General features: G+C 68.1%; 22 protein-coding genes and 3 pseudogenes. 13 read left to right on the top strand and 12 right to left on the bottom strand.

Annotated features, from left to right (window positions below; genetic code table 11):
* Positions 1-101 precede the first annotated feature (101 nt).
* The 5 genes from ACFYXH_RS22295 to ACFYXH_RS22275 are packed head-to-tail and all read left to right on the top strand — an operon-like array spanning position 102 to position 5,043.
* Positions 102-1,268 carry a CaiB/BaiF CoA transferase family protein gene (locus ACFYXH_RS22295; protein WP_389565581.1) on the top strand — a complete coding sequence of 389 codons (1,167 nt, stop codon included), beginning with the start codon at positions 102-104 and terminating at the stop codon, positions 1,266-1,268.
* A gap of 31 nt (positions 1,269-1,299) precedes the next feature.
* Positions 1,300-2,070 (top strand): crotonase/enoyl-CoA hydratase family protein, encoded by a 771-nt coding sequence (locus ACFYXH_RS22290; protein WP_389565578.1) that lies wholly within the window; start codon positions 1,300-1,302, stop codon positions 2,068-2,070.
* A 19-nt stretch (positions 2,071-2,089) separates the two neighbouring features.
* A complete protein-coding gene (locus tag ACFYXH_RS22285; RefSeq protein WP_389565576.1) occupies positions 2,090-2,827 on the top strand; it encodes an acetoacetate decarboxylase in 738 nt (245 codons plus the stop codon).
* Between the two features lie 42 nt (positions 2,828-2,869).
* A complete protein-coding gene (locus ACFYXH_RS22280) occupies positions 2,870-3,826 on the top strand; it encodes a 3-hydroxyacyl-CoA dehydrogenase NAD-binding domain-containing protein (RefSeq protein WP_389565573.1) in 957 nt (318 codons plus the stop codon).
* On the top strand, positions 3,823-5,043 hold the full coding sequence (locus ACFYXH_RS22275; RefSeq protein ID WP_389565570.1) for an acyl-CoA dehydrogenase family protein: 1,221 nt from the start codon (positions 3,823-3,825) through the stop codon (positions 5,041-5,043). The genes ACFYXH_RS22280 and ACFYXH_RS22275 overlap by 4 nt, the downstream gene beginning before the upstream one ends.
* Before the next feature lie 95 nt (positions 5,044-5,138).
* Here the strand turns inward: ACFYXH_RS22275 and ACFYXH_RS22270 are convergent, their stop codons facing one another.
* Genes ACFYXH_RS22270 through ACFYXH_RS22255 form a run of 4 tightly spaced genes read right to left on the bottom strand, consistent with a single transcriptional unit; the run spans position 5,139 to position 11,147 of the window.
* Complete coding sequence (locus ACFYXH_RS22270; RefSeq protein WP_389565567.1) at positions 5,139-6,389, bottom strand: PucR family transcriptional regulator; 1,251 nt, start codon at positions 6,387-6,389, stop codon at positions 5,139-5,141.
* Positions 6,390-6,412: 23 nt separating this feature from the next.
* Positions 6,413-7,828, bottom strand: coding sequence for a phytoene desaturase family protein (locus ACFYXH_RS22265; protein WP_389565565.1), 1,416 nt, complete (start codon positions 7,826-7,828; stop codon positions 6,413-6,415).
* Complete coding sequence (locus ACFYXH_RS22260) at positions 7,821-9,590, bottom strand: DUF3556 domain-containing protein (RefSeq protein ID WP_389565563.1); 1,770 nt, start codon at positions 9,588-9,590, stop codon at positions 7,821-7,823. The genes ACFYXH_RS22265 and ACFYXH_RS22260 overlap by 8 nt, the downstream gene beginning before the upstream one ends.
* Positions 9,591-9,638: 48 nt before the next feature.
* Complete coding sequence (locus tag ACFYXH_RS22255) at positions 9,639-11,147, bottom strand: class I adenylate-forming enzyme family protein (protein WP_389565561.1); 1,509 nt, start codon at positions 11,145-11,147, stop codon at positions 9,639-9,641.
* Positions 11,148-11,248: 101 nt separating this feature from the next.
* Between ACFYXH_RS22255 and ACFYXH_RS22250 the strand changes: the two are divergent.
* Positions 11,249-11,560 (top strand): annotated as a pseudogene (locus tag ACFYXH_RS22250) (transposase); the annotation flags it as partial.
* A 76-nt stretch (positions 11,561-11,636) separates the two neighbouring features.
* Here ACFYXH_RS22250 and ACFYXH_RS22245 read toward each other — a convergent pair.
* Positions 11,637-12,011 carry a hypothetical protein gene (locus ACFYXH_RS22245; protein ID WP_389565832.1) on the bottom strand — a complete coding sequence of 125 codons (375 nt, stop codon included), beginning with the start codon at positions 12,009-12,011 and terminating at the stop codon, positions 11,637-11,639.
* Positions 12,012-12,325: 314 nt separating this feature from the next.
* Positions 12,326-12,799, bottom strand: a complete 474-nt coding sequence (locus tag ACFYXH_RS22240; RefSeq protein WP_389565559.1) for a lamin tail domain-containing protein — start codon at positions 12,797-12,799, stop codon at positions 12,326-12,328.
* A gap of 1,508 nt (positions 12,800-14,307) precedes the next feature.
* On the opposite strand from ACFYXH_RS22240, the gene ACFYXH_RS22235 reads away from it, so the two are divergent.
* From ACFYXH_RS22235 to ACFYXH_RS22225, 3 genes and pseudogenes are all read left to right on the top strand, one after another.
* Positions 14,308-15,300: a GlxA family transcriptional regulator gene (locus tag ACFYXH_RS22235; protein WP_389565556.1), complete on the top strand. Its 993-nt coding sequence runs from the start codon at positions 14,308-14,310 to the stop codon at positions 15,298-15,300.
* A gap of 74 nt (positions 15,301-15,374) precedes the next feature.
* A pseudogene (locus tag ACFYXH_RS22230) lies at positions 15,375-15,997 on the top strand (isochorismatase family protein).
* Between the two features lie 60 nt (positions 15,998-16,057).
* Positions 16,058-16,237, top strand: a pseudogene (locus tag ACFYXH_RS22225) (SMI1/KNR4 family protein); the annotation flags it as partial.
* 44 nt (positions 16,238-16,281) lie between these two features.
* Here the strand turns inward: ACFYXH_RS22225 and ACFYXH_RS22220 are convergent.
* Positions 16,282-16,998: a Clp protease N-terminal domain-containing protein gene (locus ACFYXH_RS22220; RefSeq protein ID WP_389565553.1), complete on the bottom strand. Its 717-nt coding sequence runs from the start codon at positions 16,996-16,998 to the stop codon at positions 16,282-16,284.
* A gap of 312 nt (positions 16,999-17,310) precedes the next feature.
* Between ACFYXH_RS22220 and ACFYXH_RS22215 the strand changes: the two genes are divergently transcribed.
* Positions 17,311-17,685 (top strand): VOC family protein, encoded by a 375-nt coding sequence (locus ACFYXH_RS22215; protein ID WP_389565550.1) that lies wholly within the window; start codon positions 17,311-17,313, stop codon positions 17,683-17,685.
* Between the two features lie 240 nt (positions 17,686-17,925).
* Here the strand turns inward: ACFYXH_RS22215 and ACFYXH_RS22210 are convergent, their stop codons facing one another.
* Positions 17,926-18,087, bottom strand: a complete 162-nt coding sequence (locus tag ACFYXH_RS22210; protein ID WP_389565548.1) for a hypothetical protein — start codon at positions 18,085-18,087, stop codon at positions 17,926-17,928.
* A 99-nt stretch (positions 18,088-18,186) separates the two neighbouring features.
* Here ACFYXH_RS22210 and ACFYXH_RS22205 point away from each other — a divergent pair, with 99 nt between their 5' ends.
* The gene (locus ACFYXH_RS22205; RefSeq protein WP_389565546.1) at positions 18,187-18,747 is read left to right on the top strand and encodes a GNAT family N-acetyltransferase; all 561 of its coding nucleotides are present in this window, start codon (positions 18,187-18,189) and stop codon (positions 18,745-18,747) included.
* A gap of 115 nt (positions 18,748-18,862) precedes the next feature.
* Here the strand turns inward: ACFYXH_RS22205 and ACFYXH_RS22200 are convergent, their stop codons facing one another.
* The 3 genes from ACFYXH_RS22200 to ACFYXH_RS22190 are packed head-to-tail and all read right to left on the bottom strand — an operon-like array spanning position 18,863 to position 20,372.
* A complete protein-coding gene (locus ACFYXH_RS22200; RefSeq protein WP_389565543.1) occupies positions 18,863-19,336 on the bottom strand; it encodes a nuclear transport factor 2 family protein in 474 nt (157 codons plus the stop codon).
* 26 nt (positions 19,337-19,362) lie between these two features.
* Complete coding sequence (locus ACFYXH_RS22195) at positions 19,363-20,097, bottom strand: SDR family oxidoreductase (RefSeq protein ID WP_389565541.1); 735 nt, start codon at positions 20,095-20,097, stop codon at positions 19,363-19,365.
* Positions 20,094-20,372, bottom strand: a complete 279-nt coding sequence (locus ACFYXH_RS22190; protein WP_389565538.1) for an Atu4866 domain-containing protein — start codon at positions 20,370-20,372, stop codon at positions 20,094-20,096. The genes ACFYXH_RS22195 and ACFYXH_RS22190 overlap by 4 nt, the downstream gene beginning before the upstream one ends.
* Positions 20,373-20,505: 133 nt before the next feature.
* Here ACFYXH_RS22190 and ACFYXH_RS22185 point away from each other — a divergent pair, with 133 nt between their 5' ends.
* Positions 20,506-21,348, top strand: a complete 843-nt coding sequence (locus ACFYXH_RS22185; RefSeq protein ID WP_389565535.1) for a helix-turn-helix transcriptional regulator — start codon at positions 20,506-20,508, stop codon at positions 21,346-21,348.
* Positions 21,349-21,803: 455 nt separating this feature from the next.
* On the opposite strand, the gene ACFYXH_RS22180 is transcribed toward ACFYXH_RS22185, so the two are convergent.
* Positions 21,804-22,253, bottom strand: coding sequence for a hypothetical protein (locus tag ACFYXH_RS22180; protein ID WP_389565533.1), 450 nt, complete (start codon positions 22,251-22,253; stop codon positions 21,804-21,806).
* Between the two features lie 91 nt (positions 22,254-22,344).
* Between ACFYXH_RS22180 and ACFYXH_RS22175 the strand changes: the two genes are divergently transcribed.
* On the top strand, positions 22,345-22,722 hold the full coding sequence (locus tag ACFYXH_RS22175; protein WP_389565530.1) for a MerR family transcriptional regulator: 378 nt from the start codon (positions 22,345-22,347) through the stop codon (positions 22,720-22,722).
* Positions 22,723-22,880: the final 158 nt, after the last annotated feature.

The raw sequence follows: 22,880 nt of genomic DNA, 5'->3' as shown, positions 1-22,880 counted from the left end.
TCATGCCATTGTTCTTTACATGATCATTCCCTGCTCTCCATTTCGACGCTAACGTCGATGACGAACGGTCAAAATGCAGTGCCGCGAGAGCAGGAGTAATGATGGACAGCACGGCCGAGAAGACCACCGGCCCCCTGGACGGAGTCCGGGTGATCGACCTGTCGACTGTGGTGATGGGGCCCTACGCCGCGCAGATCCTGGGCGATCTCGGCGCGGACGTGATCAAGATCGAGTCACCGTCGGACACCATACGGCTGGGTGAGTACCGCAACACCCGCGGGATGACGCCGCTTAACCTCAACGTCAACCGCAACAAGCGAAGCGTGTCGCTGAATCTGAAGGACGAGGCCGGTCGCGAGCAGGCGCTCAAGCTCATCGACACCGCGGACGTGCTGATCACCAACATGCGCCACGGCGCGCTGGACCGCCTCGGTCTCGCATACTCCGAGATCGCCGCACGCAACCCGCGCCTGGTCTACGCGCACGCGCAGGGTTTCCGCAGCGACTCCGAGCGCGCCGGCAACGCCGCCTACGACGAGACGGTGCAGGCTGCCTCCGGCCTGGTGGACGTGGCGAACCGGGCGATCGGCAGGCCGGTCTACCTGCCGACGATTCTCGGCGACAAGGTTTCGGCACTGACCATCGTCTACTCGGTGCTCGCCGCGCTGCTTCACCAGAGCAAGGCGGGTACCGGCCAGCACGTCGAGATCCCAATGACCGACACAGTCCTCGCGTTCAACCTCGTGGAGCACCTCGCGGGCCATGTCTTCGAGCCGCCGGTGGGCTCCACCGGGTTCCCACTCTCGATGGCCAAGGGCCACCGGGCGGTGCCCACCAGGGACGGCCTTGCCTGTGTGATCCCCTACGGTCCGCAGAACTTCCGCGACTTCTTCACCTCCGCAGGCCGTACCGACCTCGCCAAGGACCCGCGGGTGAACGGCGAGGCGATCGCCGATGCCGATATCGACGCGCTCATGGATCTCGTCGAGGAGTGCTCGCCCGTCTTCACCAGCGAGGAGTGGGAGCGCATCTGCGCCAAGCACAGCATCCCGATGGCACCGGTGCTGGAACTGGACCGTGCGGGTGAGGACCCGTACGTGAGGGAAGGCCATTTGCTCGATGTCGTCGAGCACCCGAGCGAGGGCGCCATCCACACGGTCGGCATCCCGGTGCGTTTCTCCGCCACTCCCGGCTCGATCCGCCGCCTCGCCCCGCTTCCCGGCCAGCACACCGACGAGGTCTTCCGTGAGCTCGCCACGCGGCGCTGACACCCACCGACTTGAAAGAAAGGAGCCGCACATGAATCCCACCGCTCAGGTGCGCACCGAGACCATCGGCGCGTGCCTGCTCATCACCATCGACCGGCCCACCGCGCGCAATGCGGTCAACGCGGCCGTGGCCACCGGACTCGCCGCTGCGCTGGATGAGTTGGAGGCCGTGCCCGATCTGCGGATCGGTGTGCTGACCGGCGCCCAGGGCGTGTTCAGCGCCGGAATGGACCTCAAGGCCGCACTGGCCGGGGAATCACCGGAGGTTCCGGGGCGCGGGTTCGGCGGCCTGACCCAGGCCGAGACCACCAAGCCGTTGATCGCCGCCGTGGAGGGCTGGGCGATGGGCGGCGGCTTCGAGCTGGCCCTTGGCTGCGACCTCATCGTCGCGGCGGCAGACGCGAAGTTCGGCCTGCCGGAGGTCAAGCGGGGTCTGATCGCGGCCGGTGGCGGTGTGATCCGGCTGCCCAAACGGGTCCCGCACCACCTCGCCATGGAACTGCTGCTGAGCGGCGAGCCGATTTCCGGGGAAAGGGCCGCACGGCTCGGCATCGTCAACCGGGTCGTGCCCGCCGGCGACGCCGCCGCAGCCGCGCTGCAGTGGGCGGAGCAGCTCGCGGAGAACGCCCCGCTAGCGCTCGCCGCCGTCAAGAAGATCGTCCGTGCCGCCGACGGCGCACCCGAGTCCGACGCGTTCGCCGCACAGGCCCGTGAGCTGACCGGCCTCATGGCCTCCGCCGATGTGCGGGAGGGCATGACCGCGTTCGCGGAGCACCGTACCCCGGTCTGGCAGGGCAACTAGCTTCAGGAAGGACAAGATCATGAAGCAGCAGGACGTATCCCGGCGCATCGCCACCCCGCTGGTGAACCCGGCATACCCGCCGGTCGTTCCACGGTTCACCGACCGCGAGTACCTCAACATCGTCTACCGCACCGACGCCGAAGCGCTGCGCGCCGTGGTACCCGAGCCACTGGAGATCGACGATCCGCTGGTGCGCTTCGAGATCATGCGGATGGGCGACGTCACCGGGTACGGGCCCTACACCGAGTCCGGTCAGGCCATCGAGGTCCGGTATGAAGGCGAGCGGGGCGAGTACCTGCACGCCATGTACCTGGACAACTTCCCGGCCACCGCCTCCGGTCGGGAGGCCGGCGCGTTCCCGAAGACGGTCGGATCGCCCGCCCTGTATGTGGACCACGGCGCCCTCGTCGGCGTTCTCGACTTCGGCACGCAGCGCGTGGCGACCGCGACGATGGGCTACAAGCACCACGACCTGGACCCGGACGAGGCGACGGCGCAGATCACCGTCCCGACGTACATGCTCAAGATGGTCCCCGGCTTCGACGGCGCGCCGCAGGTGGCGCAGCTGGTACGCACCGAGATCACCGACGTCGTAGTGAAGGGGGCCTGGACCGGCCCGGCGCGACTCCAGCTGTTCGCGCACGTGCTCGCCCCGATGGCCGACCTGCCGGTGCGCGAGATCGTCTCCGCGAGTCACATCCTCACCGACCTCACGCTCGCTCCGGTCAAGCCGGTGCACGACTACCTCGCGCGCTGAACCGATGAGCAGTGATCCGACGACGCAGAAAGAAGACCTTTGATGACTGAGTCGTTCACCACCGCGGCGGTGGTCGGCGCCGGAACCATCGGGCTGTCATGGACCGCCCTGTTCGCCGCCCACGGCCTGAGCGTACGGGTCAGCGACCCGCGTCCCGACCTCGCCGAGGCCGTCGACACAGCACTGGCCGAGTCGGCCCCGCAGCTGGCCCAGCAAGGGCTGGACGTGCGGGACATGGCCGGCCGGGTCCACCTGGCATCCGACGTCGCTGACGCCGTACGCGGCGCCGACATCGTGCAGGAGAACGGTCCGGAGAACGTCGCCTTCAAACGCGAGCTGTTCACCACCCTGGTGCGCGAGGCTCCGGCCCACGCTTTGCTGCTGAGTTCGTCTTCGGCCATCTGCGCCACGGCGTTCACCGAGGAACTCGAGGACGCCGCGCGCATCCTGATCGGTCACCCGTTCAACCCGCCGCACCTGGTTCCGCTGGTGGAAGTGGTGCCCGGCGAGCGCACCGGTGCGGACTCGGTGGCCCGGGCGGTGGACTTCTACCGTTTCGTCGGCCGGGTTCCGGTGGTGGAACGCAAGGAGATTCCAGGCTTCGTCGGCAACCGCCTGCAGAACGCGCTGAGCCGGGAGGCCATCTACCTGGTCGAGCAGGGTGTCATCGGGCCGGACGAGCTGGACACCGTGGTGGTGAACTCGCTCGGGCTGCGGTGGGCGACGGTGGGCCCCTTCCTCGGGGCCCATCTGGGGGGAGGCCCCGGCGGCTACCGGCACATGGCCGAGCACATCGGCATGTCGATGCAGACGATGTGGGACGTGCTGGGCCACCCCGAGCAGGGACCCGAGCAGAGGGAAAGGCTGATCCAAGCCGTGGAGAACTCCTACGGCTCCCGCTCGTACGCCGAACTCGCCCAGGAGCGCGACCGCAAGCAGCTCGCCGTGCTGTCCGCCCTGGACAACACATCCAGGAACGTTGAGGAGAACAGGTCATGACCACCCCGCTTGCCGAGCCCGCCGAGAAGGAACGCTCCGACGACGCCCTCAGCGCCGACTTCTACCGCTACGAGGACCTGCTGCCGCCGGAAGAGCGCAAGTTACTCCTCAAGGCGAGGGCCTTCATGCGTACCGAGGTCAAGCCCCTGGTCAACGAGTACTGGGCCAAGGGAGAGTTCCCTCATCAACTGGTGGACAAGTTCCGCGGACTGGGGCTCGCGGGCGTGCCCTACGAGGGGTACGGGAGCCCGCTGCCCGCCGGGAGCAACCTCCTGATCGGCATGCTCTCGATGGAGTACACCCGCACCGACGCCTCGTCCGCGACCTTCTTCGGCGTGCACAACGGTCTGGGGATGTACAGCATCTACCGGGGCGGCGATCAGCAGCAGCAGGACCGTTGGCTGCCCGCGATGGCCGCACTGGACAAGATCGGAGCCTTCGCGATGACCGAACCGCTCGGCGGCTCCGATGTGGCCGGCGGAATGCGCACCACCGCCAAGTGGGACGGCGAGAACTGGGTCCTGAACGGTGCCAAGAAGTGGATCGGCAATGCGACCTTCGCCGACCTGGTCGTGGTCTGGGCGCGCGACGAGGACGACGGCAAGGTCAAAGGATTCGTCGTGGAGAAGGGCACCCCAGGGTTCTCCCCCGTCAAGATCGAGAACAAGATCGCGTTCCGGATCGTGGAGAACGCGGAGATCACCCTGACCGAGGTCAAAGTGCCGGAGGCCAACCGCCTCCAGCGGATCAACTCCTTCCGGGACGTGGCGGAGATCCTCAGCGCGACCCGCAGCGGGGTGGCGTGGCAGGCTCTCGGTGTGATGATCGGCGCCTACGAGCTGGCGCTGGAGTACGCCAAGGAGCGGCGGCAGTTCGGCCGACCGATCGCACGGTTCCAGATGGTGCAGGATCTCCTGGTCAAGAGCCTGGGCAACGTCACAGCCTGCTGGGGCATGCTCGTGCAGCTGGCCCGTCTGCAGGACGCCGGTATCTTCCGCGACGAGCACTCCGCGCTCGCCAAGGCGTTCGTGACCTCACGGATGCGGGAGGTCGTGTCGTGGAGCAGGGAGATCTTCGGCGGTAACGGCATCGTGCTGGACTACGACGTCGCGCGGTTCTTCGCCGACGCCGAGGCGATCTACTCCTTCGAGGGGACCCGCGAGATGAACACCCTCATCGTCGGCAAGGCGATCACCGGCGAAAGCGCCTTCGTCTGAGCCGTATGCGACCGCGGCGCCGGTGGTGAGGCACCGCAGACCGGAGGGCGCAACGCGCCTGGTAACCCCCAGGAGGATGCCAGGCTCGTGGCGCTTCACTGGACAGCCGGGCGCAGGACGGTGGCACCGTGCCAGTGGCAGATGGCCAGGGCGAGCTGGAGCTCGAACGCGTTGTCCTCCACAAGAACGCCGTACTTCTCGACGGCCTGCTGGACGCGGTAGTGAACCGTGTTGCGATGCACCGTCAACTGCTCGGCCGTGGCGGCGTAGCTGCGGTTGGTCGCAAGAAAGACCCGCAGAGTCTCGCGCAGGGAATTTCGCCACGGATCGTCCACCGACAGGCCGCCGAGGGTGTCGGCGACGAAGTCCGCCAGCTCGTCAGGCTCGTCGGCCAGCAGGGCCAGTGGAGCCACCTGAGCGAAGGAGACCGCACGGGGCGCGGCGTCGCCCGCTGCCAGCGCGACCGCCTTGGCCCGCGAGGCGCTGCGGGCACTGCGGCGAAAGCCCTCCAGGCCGGGGCGGGCGTTGCCGATGGCAACGCGCACCGGCAGCTTCGCCCGCCCCAGTGCCATCGCCACCGCGTCGGGGTCGACAGCCGGGCAGGCGGCCTTCACCGGGAACCAGATGCGCACGTCCATCTCGTCAGTCGGCACAAGCAGAGGTTCGTCCCGCGCGTGGAACTCCCGCTGCAGGAGGGAACTCAGGCGCTCCAGGATGCCCATGGCATCGACCGGCCCAGCCCCGCGGTTGACCCACCCTTCCACCGCGAGGTGGGTCCCGGCCATCCGGTAGCCGAGGGCGGCCTCGGCCTGTTCGACGTTGGGAGACGCAGCGTGCAACAGCTGACCGACCCAGTGCTGGCGTAGCGCACCTCTGCTGCTCACCCAGCGTTCGCGTTCGTCCTCGTAGGCCCGGGCGACCTGTTCGGACACCCTGTCGACGTACGCCGCGGCTATGCCGACCAGCGAGATGACCGTGCTCGCGGTGTTCGCGCCCGGCAGACTCATGGCCTTGTCGAGAACAAGGTCGAGGGAGCGCGCCTGGCCCAGCCGGTAGGCGCGCAGCAGCGCCGACATGGGGACGTCGCGCTGTGCGAGCCGGCGGGCGTAGGAGACGGCCGAGGGCGGTGCGTCCACCGTCCGCGGGTCGATGCCGTTGCTCATGACGTGCAGGGCGGTGACGACATTCTCCGTGACGCTCGCTTCGAGCAGGCTGTGCAGCCGCTCGTCGTGGTCGAGGACCGCGATTTCCCGCTCGATGATGGCGATGAGCGTGGCAATGAGTTCCTCGCGCTGGGGCAGTACGGCGAGCGCCACCCGCGCGACCGGGTCCGAAGGCGTGCTCACGTCGGCGCTCCTTTCCTGCCCGCTCACCGGGTGAGAAACCGCAAGGCGGACTTTGCGGCGTTGAAGCCTCCCATGCCGTGGGTTCCGGGGCCGGGCGGGGTGGCCGCCGAGCACAGGAAGACGCCGGGGATGCCGGTGCTGTACGGGTCGAGGGCCACGCGGGGCCGCAGCGCCACCTGCAGGGCTGTGTTGGCGCCGGTCACGATGTCGCCCCCGACGTAGTTCGGATTGTAGAGCGGCAGTTCGGCGGTCTGGCGGACGAAGCGGCCGACGATACGCTCGCGGAATCCCGGGGCGAACTGCTCAATGCGGTCCAGGATGGCTTCCGTTGCGTCGCCTGTGTAGCCGTGCGGCACATGCGCGTACGCATAGATGGGGTGGACGTTTCCGGCCGAGCGGCCGGGGTCGGCGAGGTACTGCTGGGAGAGCAGCACGAACGGGCGCTGCGGCATGCGGCCCAGGCCGACCTCCCGCTCGGCGTGGACGACCTCCTCCAGGGTGCCGCCCAGGTGCACGGTACCGGCCCGGCGGCAAGCCTCGTTGCTCCACGGCACCCCGCCCTCGACGGCAAGGTCGACCTTGAACGCCCCCGGGCCGTGGCGCCACTTCCGGTAGGCGCGCCCCACGCGGGAGGGCATGCGGTCCCCGCAGATGTCGGCGGCGGCACCCGGAGCGACGTCGAGCACAACCGCCCTCGCCGGGGGCAGCTCGTCGAGGGAACGCACCCGCACCCCGGTCTCGATCGTGCCGCCGCGCTCCTTGAGCAGTGCGGCCAGCGCCTGGGCAAGGTTGCGGGAGCCCCCACGGACCACCGGCCAGCCGTACCGGTGCCCGGCGGCGGTGAGCATCAGTCCCACAGCAGCGCTGGTGGGTCGGGTCAGCGGGTGAAAGGCGTGCGCCGCCACCCCGGCGAACAGGGCACGCGCCTCCTCGCTCCGCCAGCGGCGAGCGATGGCGGTAGCGGGCAACAGCGCCCGCAGGCCGAACCGTAGGAGGTGAGCCGGGTGCGCGGGCACATGCACGATCGGCCTGAAGAGGTCCTCGGCCAGCGCGTCGAACCCCGACGCCAGCGGGCCGAACAGGCTGCGCCAGGCCGCGCCGTCCGCGCCGAGCGAGCCGACGGTCTCCTCGATCGAGCGGACCATCACCCCCGCCCGCCCCGAGGCCAGGGGATGCGCGAGATCCACCTCGGGCCACAGCCACTGAAGGCCGTACCGCTCCAGAGCAAGAGACTGCAGATACGGGGAGGCGACAGCCATCGGGTGTACGGCGGAGCAGTGGTCGTGCAGCACGCCGGGCACGGTCAGCTCGCTGCTCCTGGCTCCGCCGCCGATCTCCTCGGCGGCCTCCACAACCGTGACCGCCATCCCCTGCTGGGCGAGGGCCACGGCGGCGGCCAGCCCGTTCGGGCCGGCCCCCACCACGATCGCGTCACTCATGCACGGTCTCCGCCTGTGCGTCCACGGGCCGCGCGCCGGCGTCGACGGTGCGCACGGGTATCGAGGCATCGTCGTCGGCAAGCCACGGCTGCCGGGTGACCATGTCCTTGACGTCCACGTACCCCTCCTCGATCCGGCCGGTTGCGGCATCCACGATGCGGTAATGCTGGCGCTGCCTGTGCAGGGGCTGTGATTCAAGAATGATGACGCGCAGCTCGCCCTTCTCGAAACCGCAACGCTCCTGTACCGCCTCCAGGAGTTGTTCGTTGTGCAGGTGGCCTTCGCCAAAGTTCCAGCCCAGGATCCCGCCCGCCACATACTCGCCGTCGCGCAGGTCGTAGGCCTCCGTGTCGTCCAGGGCGCGGGGAAGCAGGCCGTTGAGCGCCCGGCCGTGTGTGTGCATCGAACGCCAGGCCATGCCCTTGTGCAGCATCAGCTCGGCGAGATCCTCTCCGTAGATTGTGACGAGCTGATCCTTGGCCATACCGGCGGCCTTGGTGATGTGCGCGTTCAGCTTCTCCTCTGTCCCCCTGCGAAAGCACCAGGTGCTGGTAGCCCAGTTCCCGGCGTAATAGCGCATCGCGGGCAGGAACGACACCAGGTGCGGCTTGGCGTTCCCCAGCGCCGGCACGGCGACCAGGCACACCAGCAACAGGACGGCCAGGAACGGAGAGTCCAGGGAGGACACCCCGATCTCCGCGTAGTGCCCGAAGAGGAACAGCGCCGAGAAGATGAAGAAGACGTTCCACTCCAGCGGCACGCCCATGGGGAAGGTCGACATGATGTGGAGGTGGAAGACGACCATGAGCGTCAGCGCGGCGGTCGTGGTGATGCCGCCGTCGGAGAGCAGGAGTGCCAGGGGCACCACGTACTCGATGACGGTGCCCATGTGGGCGGCGAAGCCGGACACTTTGGACGGGCGCAGGTCGTCCGGGTAACCCCGGTAAAGCTTGCGCTTGAGCCACTTGACGTGCTGCAGCGGGCTGTTGCTGATCATGATGGCCACGACGAACGGGAAGTGGCGGTTGAGCTTGGACGTCGCCGCGCCCCACCACAGCGCCACCATAACGAGCTTGAGCCCGATGATCATGTCGGTGAACGGGAAGCAGAAGACCAGCAGCGTCAGCCCGTACTGCTCGCCGCGGGCGGCGAGAAACACGGTCTTGTCGCGCAGCCCGAGCAGCGCGAGGGAGAGAGCCAGGGGAATCAGCCGGACCGGCTCGATCAGGCCGAGTGCGTTCTCGCGGGGCACCGGCCCGGCGTTTGCCGGGGAGATCAGCAGCCACACCGCCGAGGTGATGACAGCCGCGTACAGCGCCACATCGAATGCGGTGCGGCGCGTGCCCCGGGTCAGGGGCACACGACCCGGCCACGGAGGCAGCCGGACGGTGCCGGGCCTCAGCCAGTGCAGAAAGGCACTGACCGGCGGCACGAAGCGCAGCGTCAGGGGTCCCGATCCGCACCCGAAGCCGAGCACCTCGAACAGCAGCGTCCAGATCACGATCTTCTGGTAGACGATCGGTTCGGTCCACCATGACGCGACGTCACCAATTGACCCGAGTCCTGGCGTCGCCGCGGTGACGGCGACGCCGCCGAGCACATAGCCCACGATCTTGAGGAGGTAGAGGACGTAGACCGCCCCCGGTGTGCCGAAGCCGTTCTCGGCCCAGTGCTGGGCGAGTGGACGAATGCGCTGCAGATACGGCCGCGACCGCCATTTCTTCAGGTCGAAGTCGGCCAGATTCGGCGTGATGAATCCCATGACGAACCTTCATTTCTCGCCCGGGGGCGGAACAGAGGAGGAAGCGGCTCAGACGGCCGGGAACGCGTGGGAGACGAGCTCCGCCCGCAGAGCGGGCTTGTCCGTCTTTCCGACGGGGTTCTTGGGGAGTGTCTCCACCGCGATGACCCGCTCCGGGAGCTTGAAGCGGGAGAGCGAACCGCGGCAGTACTCAAGGATGCCCTCGGTCGTGACGGTCGCGCCGGGACGCAACACGACGAAGGCCACGGGCACTTCACCGAACACCTCGTGCGCCTGCCCCACGACAGCCGCCTCGAACACCCCCGGGTGGCTGTAGAGGAGCGACTCGATCTCCTTGGGGTAGATGTTCTCCCCACCGCGGATGATCAGGTCTTTGATTCGGTCCACCAGCACCAGGTAGCCGTCCTCGTCGAACTGGCCGACGTCACCGGTGTGGAGCCAGCCGTCGACGACCGTACGAGCGGTCTCCCCGGGCCGGTTGAGGTAACCACGCATCACATTCGGGCCGCGGACAACGACTTCACCGGTAGCGCCCTGCGGCAGTAGGCGGCCTGAGGGATCCATGACGGCAACCTCTTGGCCCGGCATGGCAAGGCCCACGGTGCCGGGCTTACGCAGGCCGTCGAGGGGGTTCGACGTCGACGCGCACGTGCCTTCCGAGAGGCCGTAGCCTTCCACGATCGGGATCCGGTAGCGGCCCTCGAAGCGTTCGATGAGCTCGGCCGGCATCGGCGCGGCCCCGCATGCCGCGAACCGGACGGAGGAGGTGTCGGGCCGCTCCGATTCCGGGAGTTCCATCAGCATCGCATAGATCGCGGGGACGGCCGAGAAACGGGTCGGGCGTACCGCCTCGATGGTACGGAAGAACGTCTCGGCCTTGAAGCGTCCGGCGACAGTGACTCTGCCCCCCGCGAGCAGCGACGACAGCACACTGACCACGATGCCGTTGACGTGGAAGAGAGGGAGGATCAGCAAACTGTGGTCGTCCTGGGCCACCTGCGACACCTCGATCATCATCGTGGACATCGCCTCGAGGTTGGCGTGGGAGAGCATGACGCCCTTGGGCCTTCCCGTCGTGCCGCTCGTGTAGATGAGCAGCGCGAGTGCGTCGGTGGCGGGTGGCGTCTCACCCCGCCCGCCCCATGCCTCCCCCGCGGCGTTCGCGGTGCCTGCGGACCCAGCGGTTGTGCGGAGCTCCGCGACATCGATCCTGGGCACGGACAGGTCCAGGCCGTCATCATCCTGACCGACGACGACTTTCGCCGCCGAGTCGGCCATCTGGTATTCGGCTTCGTTGGCGGTCAGTGCCGGATTCACCGGGGTCACTGCCGCGCCCAGCCGCCAGGCCGCGAAGAGCGCGACCACGAATTCGACGCGATTGGGCAGCATCACCGCCACCACGTCGCCGCTCCCGATCCCGCGCTGCCTCAAACACGCGGCGGCCGCCCGCACCTCGGCCAGAAATTCCGCATTGTCCAGGTCCAACACATCGTCGGCCAGGCTGGGCGCATTCGGGCTGCGCGCTGCTCGCACATCGGGCAGTTCCGCAAAGTGCATCTCAGGTCCTCACAGTCGTCCGCTGCGTGTGAAGAGAGACAGTACGAACGCGCAGCGTCGCAGGCCCATGGGCGCGGAAGACGACTCCTCCGACGCCGATTGTGCGCGGGGCACAGGGCACGCGGCACGCTCGACCCGGCCGGACTGGCGATGGCCTTTTCGACTACGTCCGGCACGACACCGTCGACCTTTTCGCGGCCCTGGATACCGCGACCGGCAAGGTGATCAGCACACTGTCCGCCCCGCATCGGGCGGTCGATTTCCGGGACTTCCTCGGAGAGAGCGACGGCCGGACCGAACCCGGCCTGGCAGTCCACGTGATCTGCGACAACCTCTCCGCCCACGAGGCGCCCGCGGTGCACAAATGGTTGCCGGCACATCCCCGCTTCCAGTTGCACTTCATCCCGACATACTCCTCGTGGATCTCTTTCAACCGTCGCTTGAGTGTCCGTGTCACTCGGGCGGGGCGGCGATCGCGGCCGCGGAGGATCAGGGCCCGACCGCCTTCTGCGGTCGGGCCCTGGCAGTACCGGTGCTCGAGCCCGCACGGCGGAGCCCCTCGGCAGAGACTGGTCCTGGGTGGCAAACCAGCTTGGGATGCTCCCGCTCGGCGTGCGAACGAAGCGCAGGAGCACCGGACCCGTCGTCACGGGCCCACTGTCCGCGGGCGTTGGGGACCTGCTGCCAGCCGTCGACCGACCTCGTGATGAGCAGAGCCCGATAGACCTCGCGGGTCCACACCGTGGCGCCTTCCCCGTACTCGGGGAGTTCTTCGAAGGCTTCGTTTTCTGAGTCGTAGCTGTGCTTCCGGCCCTGCGCGTCCGGGATCATCCACTCTCCGCCGGGCAGCCCCGCGAGTCTCATAGCCACAACGATCTCCCCTCCCCATTGGTGTGTGCGAGGTCGTAGAGCTGCGGCCTCGGCGGTGGGCACCTGACGGGCTTGAGCCGTGGCCTCATCCTCAGGTCGATCGAACGGGGCCCTTGACCGCATCAACCACACGTCCCGCCACGGGAGCTGTGCGCTGCTGTTTGCTGAGTGCCGTAGCAGTCTTTCGCTCGGGTCGGTGGTGCGGGCGCACGGCACGTGTGCCCGGGCAGGTCAGGCTGCCCGGGCACACGGTTCACGGAGGGTTGGGTCATCCGGTGTCGACGGTCGGACGGCCCTCACCGGCTGGGTCAGTGGTGGTGGCCGCGGCCCCAGGACTCAATGTCGACGGTGCGGCCGCGGTCGTCGCGCAGAGTCGCGGTGTCGGAGCGGTCCCAGACGTAGGTGCGGCGGCCCTGGTAGAGGTCGGTGCGGGTGTCGCGGCCGGCGCCAGTGTGAATGCGGACGGTGGCGCGGCCGGGGAGGCGGACGTCATGGAAGCGGTAGCGGTTGCCGTCCGCGTCGCGCAGGGTCCAGCCGTCGAGGTCCACGCTGCGGCGGGTGTTGTTGGTGATATCGACCCATTCGGCGTTCAGCGACCGGTTGGTGCCGATGCCGCGTCTGGGGCTGTCGGCCTGCACGCCGCCGATCACGACCTGGGAACGCTGGTGGTGCCGGCCGCGGTCGTTGTCGTCGGCCGAGGCCGGCAGGGCGACGGCGGAGACAACGGCGCCGGCCGCGAGGGCGGTCGCGGCGATACGGCGGGCGGTGCGAGAAGCAGACATAGGTGACGTCTCCTCAAGAACGGTGCTCCACAAGCCGATGTGAGCTGGTGGTGCGGTGCGGGTTCCCGGACCGTGCTGGTCCGAGGACCCAAACTCTGGGGCGCCCGGCGCGGCCGGCGGCAGGCCAACCGGCGCACGTTACCGTTTGCGGACATTTCCGTAACAAGCGCCCGTATCGGATCCGCATATGCGGCGAGCGTGACCCTGACATTCACTGTCCGCTACACCGATCCGCTCAATGATCAAAAGCAAGCCCTTGCATGCTCCGGCGCACCACCGGTTGCGCCACCCGGCACATCACCCGCTCGGCGGACAGAAACTCGGTAACGACGCTTCTGCACATTTCTTCGCACACGCGAGACGATGTCGCACATGCATGCGACAGGAAAAGCCTTCGCTCTGACAAGGACCGGGTACACGCTGTTGGAGCCGAGGTCCCGCCGGACTCCTGATGAGGGCGACCGAGGCTACGGACACCATTGACTGATCAAGGACCATCCGCGACGGCTTGAGGCTGCAATGCGACCGCTCCCGGCGGATCAGCGTGGAAGCGCACCGGCCGGACCCCCGCAAGACCGTGGTCAAGCAGCGGCAAGGCCCCTCCAAGAGCGCAGGTCAGGAAGTGCTCTTCCCGCGCCAGCGGGGGTGGACCGAAGCAGAGGGCGCCTACGGTTGCGCAGCCAGACCATCGGCACGCCCGGGCCGGACGTTCCCCACGGTCCCGTCACCCGTACCCCGCACGCTCGTTGAACCCCCTCAACTCCGGTCCGTCTGCCGGGGGACGGCGGTACTCGGCTTCGAAAGCCCCGCCGCCACCCGCATCGCCACATCTCTGGCCTCACCCTTGGTCAGCGGCCGGCACAGCTCCTCCCCACCGCCTCGGACACCCGGCCGATCTCCCTCTCCAACAGAGACAGTTCCCCCCAGCCGCGGTGCACCATCTCCCAGGGCGTTCAACGTTTGCCGCCTGCGCAGATCCCGCTACCGACGGCTCGCCGAAACCAGTCTCCAAACACCAGCCCACCGGCGCCGCCATCAACCTCGCCGGCATCGACGCCCACCTCACCGGGCAGCACCGAGCCCCCACCCGCATCAGTCCCTTAACAGCGCTCCACCCCGCTGGATGAGATTCAGCAGGGCAGCATCGGTGTCCCGTCTCAAACGATCTGGCACTGCCCCAGAACTGTGACCCGCGGGGACCGGATCAGTTGAGACGTAGGCATGCTGGGAATCTCGGTTGATCTGGTCCTGGGTGACTGGATGCCGGATGTGGTCTCAGGTGATCTGGTCCGGCTCCGCCGTTTCGAACTGGCACCACGCCTGGGTAGTCAGCCACGACTGGTGTGATGCCGACCGATAGTTGGCCATTCCGATCGGTAGTTGGCCAGTCGTCTCGCCACCGTTGGTGGCGCTCGGGCACGCGGTAGGCACCTTCGACCCAGCCGTATGTCTGGATGTGACAGGGAACCGTCATTGCGGTCATTGGTGGTGGCGGTGAGGATGGGTTCATGCCCATCTCGCACCGTGTCGTCATCGCGGTCTTCCCTGATGTCGATCTCCTCGACGTCACCGGCCCGGCCGAGGTGTTCGCGCTGGCCAACCGGGAGACCGCGGGCCGCGCCGGCTACCAGGTCCGCCTTGCCGGGCCGGTCGTCGGCGAGGTGCGGACGTCGGCGGGTGTGCGACTGCTGGCCGATCTGACCTTCGAGGAGGTCGGCGGGCAGGTGGACACGCTGCTGGTGCCCGGCGCGGTTGACATGACCGACGACGGCCCCACCGCCCGCATCGACCCCGATGTCGTGGCCTGGGTCAAGGAGACCGCCCCGCACGCCCGGCGGGTGGCGTCGGTGTGTGTGGGCGCGCACCTGCTGGCGGCGGCCGGGCTGCTGGACGGGAAGACGGCGACCACCCACTGGTCGACCGCCGCCCAACTCGCGGTCGACCACCCGGCCGTCACGGTCGACCCGGATCCGATCTTCGTCCGCACCGATGGCGGCCGGCTGTGGACCGGGGCCGGGATCAGCGCCTGCCTGGACCTGGCTCTGGCTCTGGTGGCCGAGGACCTGGGCGAGGACGTAGCCCTGTCAGTGGCGCGGCAGCTGGTGATGTACCTCAGACGCCAGGGCGGCCAGAGCCAGTTCTCCGTCCCCCTCAGCCGGCCCGCCTCGGACCGCCGTGACATCGACGACCTGCGGCTGTGGATCGCCGACCACTGCGACGGGGACCTGTCGGCAGATGCCCTTGCGGCCCGGATGTGCCTGAGCGAGCGGCACTTCGCCCGCGTCTTCAAACAGGAGACGGGCAGCAGTCCCGGCGCCTACGTCGAAGCCGCCCGGGTCGAGGTTGCCCGGCGCCTGCTGGAGACCACCGACGGCCCGCTCGACCAGGTCGCGGCCGCTGCCGGGCTCGGCTCGGTGGAAACCCTGCATCGGGCGTTCAGGCGGCAGCTCGCCACCACCCCCGCTGCTTACCGCCGCCGCTTCCGCGCCCAGACCACCTGACCCGCTCCACCCCCCCAGCACGCAGGCGAGGCAGATAGCTTCGCCATGCCCAATTCCCCCATGAAAGGCACCCAATGAGCACGAATCAGCCCTCGACGACCCTGCGCGACGTGATCGGCCTGGACAACCACCCGCCCCGGCTGAGCGAGTCCGCCCTGATCATGATCGACTTCCAGAACACCTACCGCACCGGCGTCATGGCCCTGGACGGCGCCGAGGAAGCCCTCGCGGCGGGCGCCCGCCTGCTGGACTGTGCCCGCGCCACAGGCACCCCCGTCATCCACATCATCAACGACGGCGGCGAGGACACCCCTACGACATCCGCGCCCACGTCGGGGCCATCAGCGACGAAGTCGCCCCGACAGAAGGCGAACCGGTCGTGGTCAAGCAGTTCCCCAACTCCTTCCACGCCACGGAACTGGAGAAGACGCTGCGCGACCTGGGTATCGAACCAGGCAGGGGCAACGACCTGGTGCTGGCCGGCTTTATGACGCACATGTGCGTCAACTACACCTCCCAGGGCGCCTTCAATCTCGGCTACCGGCCTACCGTCGTCGCCGAGACCACCGCGACCCGCGCCCTCACCACCCCCGACGGCACCGTCCTGCCCGCCGCCACCCTCCAGGCCGCCGCCCTGACCGCGATCACCGACCTGTTCGGCACCGTCGTCCCCACCGTCGAAGCCCTCCCCGCCTGACCCCGGGCCCGCGATGCGCGATGCGCGACAGGGCCGTATTCCCTGCCGCGCAGCCAGAGCGAGGATGACACCGGCGAATACGCCGCGTTCTGGCTGATCCGCCCAGGTCGGGCGCTGGTCGAGCAGCCTGTCGTCTTCCTCGGCTCCGAAGGGGAGACCGGCGTCGTCGCGTGCAGCCTAGGTGCCTCCCTGTGGTTGCTGGCCGACGGCTTCGGCCCCTGGGAGGCAGCCACCTCGTACGAGCCCGACTGGGGGTCGCGCCTTCATGTCCCACGGGGATGTGTTCACCGGTGGTCCGATGGGTGAGCGTCTGCGGACGTGTCGTTGAGGGCCGTCAGATTGAAGCCGGCGTCGGCCAGGACCGTTGCGGCCACTCCGCGGCCGACCTGGGCAAGGCCGACCAGCAGGTCATCGCAGTCGATGTGGTCGGAACCGCGTTGCTCAGATCTTGCTTCCGCAGTGTCGATTGCCTTGCGGGAGTGGGGAGTCCATCCGATGCGTTCGGCTGCCTGGGAGGCGCCCATGCTCAGCCGGGTGCCGACGGACTGGTGAACGGCGTCGGGTGAGTCGCCAGCGGCCTGCAAGAGCCGGGTGGCGCTGTTCTCCTCGGCGGTGAGACCCCACAGAAGGTGCTCGGTGCCGATGCAGTTGTTGCGGTGGTGCACTGCCGCCTGCTTCACGTGGACCATCGCCCGACAGAGGTTTTCCGTCATCGCCTCGGGGCTGTATCGCTTGTGGGGTGCGTGAAAGCGCTGCTGCACCGCCTGCCGAGTCACTCCCAGAGCGGACCCGATGTCGGTCCATAAGCAGCCGTGCATGCGGCAGTGCTCGACGTACTCTTCGACCAAGTCGTCTGCCAGGGCCTGTAGTTGGCCACCGAGCTGGGCGGCGACCGTCAGCAGGGCAAGCCAGTCGGGCTGCCCTTGTTCTCCGGAGCGGTGTGCGGTGTCGCAGGTCCTGTCTACTTCTGCGATGAGGTGGTCCAGGTCCGGGAGAGGCATGAGGCAAGTACGTCCGCGTGGGGGTTGGGCCGCCATCTGGCGGCGACTGTGAGCCACCAGATAGATCTCGAAGAGGGCTTCCTCCCGTGGCGGGATCGGGGGGCATCGTGGAGGCGGAAGATCACCTGACGCCGTTTGGGGCCGTTCGAAGGCTTCCGTCCCGCTTCCAGGGCCAGGGCATCCCGGCGTCCAACTTCACGGAGGAAAAAACCGCACGTGGTGTGAGGCGGCGACCGGAAATCGTTCGACAGTGGTCTGCGCGTCCGACATCCTGCGGAGCGACGACGTGAACAGACCCCAGGGAGAAGGCCGTTGAACCCCACCATCCGCCACATCACCTTCGACTGCACCGGCGAGCCGTACGAACTCGCCCAGTTCTGGAGCGCGTTGCTCGGGCGCCCGGTGTCCGACGAGGACAAACCGGGTGATCCGGAGGCGCTGATCGAGGACCCGGACGGTGGTCCAGGTCTGCTGTTCGTACGGGTAGAGGAGGGCAAGACGGCCAAGAACCGCGTCCACTTCGACCTGCAGCCGACGGGTCGCAACCGGGCCCAGGAGGTCGGGCGGGCCCTGGAGCTGGGTGCCCGGCAGCTCGCGGACCACACCCTGCCGGACGGCAGGGGCTGGGTCGTCATGGCCGATCCGGAGGGTAACGAGTTCTGCGTCGAGCGAGGAGAGCTGGGCTGACGCCTGCGCCGGTCGTACATGACGAAGGCCCGTGCTCTGTTGAGGGAGCATGGGCCTTCCGTCTCTCCGGAAACCGCACGTGCGTGGCTCGTGTCAGGGGCGAAGAGCCCGGACAGCGCCACACGGGAGCATGAACAAGAGCATCTTGATCCGGTTGACGTGTCCTTCGACCACGCGTGCCTCGACACCGCAGTGGGGCTGGGCCGCAGTCACGCGAGCCAACCGGCCGAGTGGCGACGCCTATTGCTCTATGCGCTCACCGACGCCCTCGTCGACAATCACCTGCTGGTCGGCACCCTCGCCGCCCACCTCCAGTAGCAGGGCGTCGACAACTGCCTCATCCGCCGGCACCCGAAATTCGCGGACCCCGACCACTACATCACCCAGCAGGCTCTCGATCATCTGGTCGGACTGACCGGCCGGACCCGCCTCCGACGGTGAGCGCCAGCCCATCTGGCACTACCTGGGGCGTGTATCGGAAGTGCTGCGATCATTCAGGCCATGACAGCGGATTGGCATGGCGTGGAGGTCGTCTTCCAGCGTGTCGGCGTCGACCGTATGGACGAGGTGCTGAGCGTGCTGGATGAGGCGGCGGGATGGCTCAACGCACGCGGGATCAGACAATGGCCTGCGCGTTTTGAGGCCACATGGGTGGAGGAAGCCATCTCTCGGGGCGATACGTGGTTGGTGGCTGCCGGGGACAAGGTGGCGGGGACGGTCACCATGGACTGGTCGGATCCACTGTGGGCGGATGCCGACGGCGCGGCGGGTTACGTGCACCGCATGGCCGTGCTCCGATGGGCGGCGGGGATCGGGGCCCGCATTCTCGACTGGGCAGCCAATGCCGCACGGCAGCGGGGCGCCAACTCCCTGCGGCTGGACTGCGTGACGTCCAATGATCGGCTGCGTGCCTACTACGAGGCCCATGGCTTCGCGCACCGCGGAGACGTGCCGGTGGGCGGTGCTCCTGGTCAGCGGTTGGAGGATGGTCCGGCCACCTGGGTCAGCCGCTATGAGCTGGCCTTGCCACGGGGTGACCTGCGCGTCATAGCCACTCGTTGATGGCCGCGACAAGGGGCGCCGGGGGCGGGCTGTCGGTGGAACAGCGACGCTCGGGCAGCCGCGTTCCCCGCCCGGAAGGTTCGGACGCGGAATGTGCGTATCTGGGGGACCGCGTCTACTCGAAGGTCTTCAGGCTGTCCTCACCGTCGGTCCACCAGACGCCGAGCCTTTGGCGGACGAGGAGCCAGCCGTTCGGGCCCCGACGGAATTCCCAGTCGTAGGGACCGCCCATGGAGTAGGGGGAGCAGGTCTTTCCGCGTGCGGTGACAGCGACGAACCACATGTAGCCGATGCCGGTCGCCCGGTTGCCCTCTACGTCGAAGTGCATGTTGAGGATGTGATGCTGCATGCTCGGGTAGGGCGATTCCGCCTCTTCCACCTTCGCCCGGATCGCCTCCTTCCCGTGGGTTTTCTCCCATGGCCCGAACTCCAGCACCGCTTCCTCCGCCCAGCAGTCGATCCAGGTCTGCCAGTCCTTGCGGTCCAGCGCCCTCCACCCGCGGATCATGAGGGTGCGCAGACCTTCCTTGTCCTCCAGGTCCCGCAGTCTTCGGACCAGGCTGTCGTAGTCGGCGGCAGTGGGTTGCACATCGGCTCCTTTCCTTCCGAGCCGGGTCACTGGACGCTCGCGGCGGGCCGGACGACGATTTCGTTCACGTCGACCTGCGAAGGCTGGGAAATGGCGTAGGCGATGGCCTCCGCGATGGCCGAGGCAGGCAGTGCTACGGCGCGGTAGGTCTTCATCGCCTCCCTGGCTTCCAGGTCGGAGATGCTGTCGGCGAGTTCGGACTCGGTCACGCCCGGGGAGACGAGGGTGACCCGGATGTCCCCGGCGGACTCCTGGCGCAGCCCTTCGGAGATCGCGCGGACGGCGAACTTGGTGGCGCAGTAGACGGCGGCGGTGGGAGAGACCTCGTACGCGCCGACGGAGGCGATGTTCACGAAGTGCCCGCCGCCCTGTGCGCGCATCGCGGGCAGGGCGGCGGCGATACCGTGCAGGACTCCCCGCACGTTCACGTCGATCATGCGGTCCCACTCATCGGTCTTGAGCGCTTCCAGCGGGGAGAGGGGCATCAGACCCGCGTTGTTCACGAGGGCGTCGATCCGGCCGTACTCGCAAAGCGCCGCATCGATGAACGCGCGCGTGTCTGCCGCGTCGGTGACATCCAGCTTTCGGAAGGCGGCGGTGCCGCCGTCCTTGGTGATCTCTTCAACCAGCCGCTCCAGTCGGCCGGTACGGCGCGCGCCGAGAAAGACCCGGTGCCCGTCCGCCGCCAGACGGCGTGCGGTCGCCTCGCCGATGCCGCTGCTCGCACCGGTGATGGCCACGGCCTTGGTGGTCTGCGTCATGCTTGTTCCTCCTTGTGGAGAACGAGGTGCTCGTGGTGGAGCACACCGTCACGAATGTCGCCGGTGGCGGTGAACCCGGTGTCGTCGACATAGTCGAGATGACTGCCGGTCAGCGTGTAACGGCCGCTATAGGCACTGCGACGCGTCCCGCGAGCCTCGTCGTAACGGCCGTCGGCACGCAGCTCTTGCCGGATGTGCCCGTCCGCGGTCACCCACACACCGACCACATCCGCCCTCTCACCGGCCCCTTCCGCAGGGCTCGACTGTTCCCTCATCGCATTCCCTTCCGTACTTCCGTCCAGCTCGCTCTCCGGAGTCTGGGCGGCGGCGGAAGGACCAGCCAGGACAGGCTGTGCCCGGGTACGGCACACCCAGGTACACAGCCGGGGATCGGTCTAACCTGAAGAGGTGACCAGCAACGATCTCGGGGACTTCCTTCGGGCACACCGTGCACGGCTGCGGCCCGGCGACGTCGGGCTGGCCTCCTACGGTCGGCGCCGGGTGGCCGGGCTGCGGCGGGAGGAGGTCGCCGTCCTGGCCGGCATGAACACTGACTACTACGCCCGTCTGGAACAGGGCCGCGAGCACAGCCCCTCGCCGCAGATTCTCGACGCGATCAGCGGCGCCCTGCGTATGGACCGCGAGGCACGTGACCATCTGTACCGGCTGGCGGACACCCTGCCGGACGGTCACCGGACACAGCCGAGAGAGACGGTCAGCCCGATGCTGAGTCAATTGCTGGACGGGTACACGAACACCCCGGCATTCGTCCTCAACCCGGCCCTGGACCTCCTGGCAGCCAACAGCCTGGCCGACGCGCTCTTCTCTCCGTTCGGGAAAGCGGAAAACCTGGCCCGCATGACCTTCCTCGACCCCGCAGGCCGCAGCTTCTACGCGCAGTGGCACCGTGCGGCCGAGGCGGTCGTCTCCAGCCTGCGCCAGGCCACCGGCTTCGAACCGCACTACCCACGCCTGCAGGAACTGGTGAGCGTCCTCACCGAAACGAGCGAGGAATTCGCCACGCTCTGGTCCTCGCACACCATCTACGGAAAAACCCACGCCGCCAAAGAACTCATCCACCCCGAGGTCGGAACCCTGTCACTCACCTACCAGTCCTTCGACGTACGCGGTGCACCTGGTCAGCAGGTCGTGATCTACCACGCAGAACCAGGAAGTCCCAGCTCCCAGGCGCTCTCCCTGCTCGGCAGCCTCAACGCCACACGCCGCCGAGAATCGACCCCAGAGCGGTAGCCCTGTGCTCACCAGCTTGCTCGCGCCGAGAGGGCAGGTCGGCGTGTCAGGGTCGGGACAGGCCGCCCGTTGCCTTCCACGGTCCAGTCTCCGGAGCCACCGGTCAAGGATGAGGCGGCTCGTCGCCGATACCGCACTCAGTACTGGGGCTTGTGGGGACGGCGACTCGATTGAGGTGAAGTCCTCCAGCCCCGGACATTGGCCCCGGCCGGGGCCGCTGGCGGTGATGTTGAACTGGCAGCGGCCCAGGAAGTTGATGTTCCGGTCCTTCAGCTGGGACAGCCGGGCCACGTCATCGTCCTTGAGGTCGTGGCTGGGCGACAGCCGCGTCCAGACACCGGGTGTTCCACAGGACCACGGCGTCACATCTTCCGGCACAGCCGTTCGCCGGGGCGGCCGCCGAGTTCCCCGTGACTGCGTGGAGCCACATCTTCTCTTCGAGAACAACACTTCTTTCAGGCCGGGCCTGCATAGTCGTCCACCAGGTCGGTGTGCCGGTTCCGCCACCACGGCACGAGCTGGACGAGGCCGAACGCCACCTCGACGCCGAGGAACAGCCACAGCAACTGCGTGGCGCCATGGGCGAGCGCGTACGCCTGCCATGCCGCGAACAGTGTGCGCGCGATGCCGTCGAGCAGTCCGTGCACCGGCAGCGGCCTGACGATGCGCAGGACGGCCCAGACGACCACGACCGAACCCATCAGATTCGCGTACAGGGTCTGCATCGGGTCGAGTTCGGGCAGGACGCCCAGCCTGAGCGTGTTGCCCAACGATGACAGCGCTTCGTGCACCAGCGCGTACGTCCACGGCGTCGCGAATCCCGCCGTGACGATGAGGTCGTACCAGGCGCTCACGCGTACGACGCGAAGATAGGCGGGACGTGCGGGGGCTAAGAGACGGATCACTTTGAGGCTCCTGCTGGTCTCGGGGCAGCGACGCCTCACGGTAAACAGTGGAGTACGCTCCAAGGTCAAGCCCATCATCCGACGGAGGGTCATGCGTATCGGAGAGCTGGCCGCGCAGGCGGGCATGACCAGGGACACCATCCGTTTCTACGAGAAGGTCGGCCTCGTCACAGGCCGGCGGCTGACCAACGGGTATCGCGACTTCCCGCCCGAGACAGTGGCCTGGCTGCACTATGTCCGCACCGCGCAGGTACTCGGATTTTCACTGGCCGAGATCGCGCGGCACGGCGAAGAACTACGCGAAGCGCCGGACGCCGCGGAAGCGCTGTCCGCACTGTTCAAGGAGAAGATCCAGGTCATCGACGCCCGCATGGCCGAACTCGCCACCCTGCGGACCGAACTCGCTACGCGCGTCGGCACCGGATGCCCATTGCGTGCAGTCGACCGACCCGCCCGAGCACGAGGTTGAGCACGTCACGGGCCTGCCGGTGACTCCCCCGGACGAGACACCAAGGGCCGGTCGTTCTTCCCGCGCGAGCCGGGGTGGCCCAACCGCGTCCGATGAGCTCGCGAAGCGGGAAGTGTTCTTCCCGCTTCGAGCGGGGACGGTCCGGAGCACTAGGTCCA

It is taken from the genome of Streptomyces sp. NPDC002730 (assembly GCF_042888805.1).
Classification (GTDB): domain Bacteria; phylum Actinomycetota; class Actinomycetes; order Streptomycetales; family Streptomycetaceae; genus Streptomyces.
Note: the sequence above shows the minus strand (reverse complement) of the source record. Positions and strands in the feature narration are given on the sequence as shown.

Excerpts from the sequence above, each read along its gene's own strand:
- ACFYXH_RS22295 (WP_389565581.1), top strand. The coding sequence starts at position 102 with ATGGACAGCACGGCCGAGAAGACCACCGGCCCCCTGGACGGAGTCCGG.
- ACFYXH_RS22290 (WP_389565578.1), top strand. The coding sequence starts at position 1,300 with ATGAATCCCACCGCTCAGGTGCGCACCGAGACCATCGGCGCGTGCCTG.
- ACFYXH_RS22285 (WP_389565576.1), top strand. The coding sequence starts at position 2,090 with ATGAAGCAGCAGGACGTATCCCGGCGCATCGCCACCCCGCTGGTGAAC.
- ACFYXH_RS22280 (WP_389565573.1), top strand. The coding sequence starts at position 2,870 with ATGACTGAGTCGTTCACCACCGCGGCGGTGGTCGGCGCCGGAACCATC.
- ACFYXH_RS22275 (WP_389565570.1), top strand. The coding sequence starts at position 3,823 with ATGACCACCCCGCTTGCCGAGCCCGCCGAGAAGGAACGCTCCGACGAC.
- ACFYXH_RS22265 (WP_389565565.1), bottom strand. The coding sequence starts at position 7,828 with ATGAGTGACGCGATCGTGGTGGGGGCCGGCCCGAACGGGCTGGCCGCC.
- ACFYXH_RS22260 (WP_389565563.1), bottom strand. The coding sequence starts at position 9,590 with ATGGGATTCATCACGCCGAATCTGGCCGACTTCGACCTGAAGAAATGG.
- ACFYXH_RS22255 (WP_389565561.1), bottom strand. The coding sequence starts at position 11,147 with ATGCACTTTGCGGAACTGCCCGATGTGCGAGCAGCGCGCAGCCCGAAT.
- ACFYXH_RS22245 (WP_389565832.1), bottom strand. The coding sequence starts at position 12,011 with ATGAGACTCGCGGGGCTGCCCGGCGGAGAGTGGATGATCCCGGACGCG.
- ACFYXH_RS22240 (WP_389565559.1), bottom strand. The coding sequence starts at position 12,799 with ATGTCTGCTTCTCGCACCGCCCGCCGTATCGCCGCGACCGCCCTCGCG.
- ACFYXH_RS22235 (WP_389565556.1), top strand. The coding sequence starts at position 14,308 with ATGCCCATCTCGCACCGTGTCGTCATCGCGGTCTTCCCTGATGTCGAT.
- ACFYXH_RS22220 (WP_389565553.1), bottom strand. The coding sequence starts at position 16,998 with ATGCCTCTCCCGGACCTGGACCACCTCATCGCAGAAGTAGACAGGACC.
- ACFYXH_RS22210 (WP_389565548.1), bottom strand. The coding sequence starts at position 18,087 with ATGATCGAGAGCCTGCTGGGTGATGTAGTGGTCGGGGTCCGCGAATTT.
- ACFYXH_RS22205 (WP_389565546.1), top strand. The coding sequence starts at position 18,187 with ATGACAGCGGATTGGCATGGCGTGGAGGTCGTCTTCCAGCGTGTCGGC.
- ACFYXH_RS22195 (WP_389565541.1), bottom strand. The coding sequence starts at position 20,097 with ATGACGCAGACCACCAAGGCCGTGGCCATCACCGGTGCGAGCAGCGGC.
- ACFYXH_RS22190 (WP_389565538.1), bottom strand. The coding sequence starts at position 20,372 with ATGAGGGAACAGTCGAGCCCTGCGGAAGGGGCCGGTGAGAGGGCGGAT.
- ACFYXH_RS22175 (WP_389565530.1), top strand. The coding sequence starts at position 22,345 with ATGCGTATCGGAGAGCTGGCCGCGCAGGCGGGCATGACCAGGGACACC.